General features: G+C 66.2%; 3 protein-coding genes. 1 reads left to right on the top strand and 2 read right to left on the bottom strand.

The genetic code is table 11. The features are described 5' to 3' along the window. Positions 1–929: esterase-like activity of phytase family protein (locus EOA60_RS27175; RefSeq protein WP_164899569.1), on the bottom strand; the 929-nt coding region annotated here is incomplete at its 3' end. A 244-nt stretch (positions 930–1,173) separates the two neighbouring features. Further along, positions 1,174–2,199, bottom strand: coding sequence for a LacI family DNA-binding transcriptional regulator (locus EOA60_RS27165; protein WP_095783804.1), 1,026 nt, complete (start codon positions 2,197–2,199; stop codon positions 1,174–1,176). A 197-nt stretch (positions 2,200–2,396) separates the two neighbouring features. On the opposite strand from EOA60_RS27165, the gene EOA60_RS27160 reads away from it, so the two are divergent. Further along, positions 2,397–2,803: Gfo/Idh/MocA family oxidoreductase (locus tag EOA60_RS27160; RefSeq protein ID WP_164899568.1), on the top strand; the 407-nt coding region annotated here is incomplete at its 3' end.

The following is a 2,803-nucleotide window of genomic DNA, read 5'->3' as shown; positions in this document are numbered from 1 at the left end:
TCCTTGAACACCGGCAGCGGTACGACATATTCGTGCGCCAGCTTGAGGTGGGCGAGGTCGGAGGCGTCATAGACCAGCGCGCGGGTGTTCCGGCGGGTCGAGCCGGAATCGCCGCCATCCTGGCGCGGCGCCGACTGCAGCACGGCGATCAGGAACTTGCCGTCCGGCGTCATCGACATGCCTTCGAGGCCTTGATTGTTCTGGCGGCCGGTCTCGGGATCCTTGGGATCCGGCTCGGCGGCACCCGGGCCAGGATTGTCGGAAGCGAAGTTCGGCTTGCCATGGCGTATCGGCACCAGGGCCGCCGGCGGCTGCGTCGCCGACATCAGGCGGCCGTCGGCCGAAAAGCGATAGATGTTGGGGCCATATTCGTCGGAAATGAACATGGTGCCGTCGGGCAGGCGCACGACCGCCTCGTCGTCGAGCGAAAGCTTGCCATTGTCGGCCTGCGGCAGGATCGGCATGTCGCCGGCAGCGGGGCGCACGCCGTTGAGCGGGTCGAGGCCGGTGGCGTCGGCGCCCTTGTCGTCGGTCAGGAGCATGGTGTCGACGAGCGTTGCCTTGACGCCCGACTGTTCCTGGCCGGCGGCGGGCGCCGCGCCCGGAGGGGTCGGGGTCAGCTCGATTGCAATGGTGTTCAAGCGGGGCCGGTAGTCGGTGGTGCCGGCGACGTTGTAGCCGCGGTCCGGCAGCAGCCAGAGCGAGCCTTTGTAGCCGGCGCCGTCACGCGCCCAGCTCTTGGCGTCGATTGCCATGCCGGAGCCCGAACCAAAGGTCTCGCCGAATTTGTCCTTCTGGCTGGCGGGGATGCGGCCAACGCCGACCAGCCCCTTGTTGACATAGCCAACACCCTCGGCGAGCGCAGGGCTCAGCACGGTGAACAGGGCGATTGCCGCGCCAAGCGCGACGGTTCGGTTGAGGTGCTTCATGATGTCCCCATGTGACGAGCAGAGCCGGAATGGCGTCACATCGGGTCTAGGACGCGAACATCATACTTGCGTGACAGGAGTGGGGCTCCTTCCTTCTCCCCATGTGGGAGAAGGTGGATCGGCGCGCAGCGCCGAGACGGATGAGGGGTGTTCCAGCGGAGCGAGACGTTGGCTTTCCCTGGAGCACCCCTCATCCGTCGCCTTCGGCGACACCTTCTCCCGCAAGGGGAGAAGGAGAGGGTGCTCAATCGCTCTCGCGCGCGACGAGCTCCAGCGGCCAGACTTCGCGGATCGTGCGTGGCCCCTCCGGACCGGCATGGGCCGGGAGTGACGCCAGCAGCATCTCGGCCAGCCGCCGGCCCATCGGCTCCAGCGCCGGACGGAAGGCGGTCAGCGTCGGCGAGAAGTAGCGGCAGAGCGGCGTGTCGACGATGACGATCACCGCGATGTCGTGGCCGGGCCTGATGCCCATCTCGGCCAGTGCCTTGCAGCCGCCGAGCGCCATCGCGTCATTGTTGAAGATGATGGCTGTCGGCCGGTCCTTGGAGAGCATGACACGCGGCGTCACCTGGTAGCCGCCGGTCTCGTTGATGAAGCCGTCGGCGATCAGGCCGGGGTCGACTTCGATGCCGTGCCGCTTCAGAGCCTTGCGGTAGCCGTCGAGGAACAGGTAGCCGAAGTTGAGATCAAGCGAAGGGCGGATGGCAGCTATGCGGCGGTGGCCGCGCGCAACCAGCCGGTCGACGGCTTCATCACCCGCCCTCTCGAAATCGATATCGAGCGAAGGATAGGTGTCGCCGCCGGATTGACTTCGGCCAAGCGTGGCGAAGGGAAAGCCGGCCTTGCTCAGATAGTCGATCCGATCGTCTTCCCGCCGTGTATTGGCCAACACGACCGCGTCGGCCCGGCGCGTCTCAACCACGCGGCGCAGCCGCTCCTGCTGATACTGGCCGGGCTCGCCCATGACGACCATCAGATCCAACTCATGCTCGGCGAGCCGCGCCTGCAGGCCGGTCAGGAACGGAATGAAGAACGGCTCGCCATATTGCTGGTCGCCGGGATGCGGTTGCAGCATGAAGGCGATCGAGCGGGTGGCGCCCTGGCGCAGGCTGCGGCCCGACTGGTTGGGCGAATAGTTCAGCTTCCTGGCCGCCTCGAGCACGCGCTGGCGCGTCTCCGCATTGACGTCGGCGCGGCCGTTCAGCGCGCGCGACACGGTGCCGATCGAAATGTTCAGGTGACGCGCGAGATCGTGGATGCTGGACGCCAAGGTAGGTTCTCCCCCTGACCTCGCTAGCACCGGCCGTCCTTCAGGCCAAGCAGTGCATGTCGATTTTCGCGAGCAGGTGATTGACATTCTACGCCATCGGGTGTGTTCTCGTAAACGTTTACGGAAAAACGTTTACGGTGAAGCCGGAAATGCCGTGACACTCGGCCTGGAGGGGCCGAGCGGAGGAGGAGCGCTGGATGATGAAGGTCGTCCTGGTCGGGTGCGGAGCCATGAGCAGGCAGTGGCTCGATGCCGCGAGGCAGATCGACGGGCTTGCCATTGCCGGCCTTGTCGATCTCGATGCCGATCGGGCGCAGGCGAGGGCGCGCGAGTACGAGCTCCCCAATGCCGTCATCGGCACCAGCCTCGATGCCGTTCTCGATCAGACCCGGCCCGATGCCGTGTTCGATGTCGTGGTTCCTGCTGCGCGGCGCCAGGTCGCGCTTTCGGCCTTTGCCCATAACTGCCATCTGCTCACCGAAAAGCCGCTTGCCGACAGCCCAGAAAATGCGCGCGCCATCATCGAAGCGGCGCGCCGCGCGGGGCGGGTCCATGCCGTGGTTCAGAACCGGCGCTATGTCGCCAATGTCAGGCGGATCCGGCG

Source organism: Mesorhizobium sp. M1A.F.Ca.IN.020.06.1.1, from assembly GCF_004023265.1.
In the GTDB taxonomy this organism is placed as follows: domain Bacteria; phylum Pseudomonadota; class Alphaproteobacteria; order Rhizobiales; family Rhizobiaceae; genus Mesorhizobium.
The sequence above is the reverse complement of the archived record's forward strand: the minus strand, read 5'-3'. Positions and strand labels throughout refer to the sequence as shown.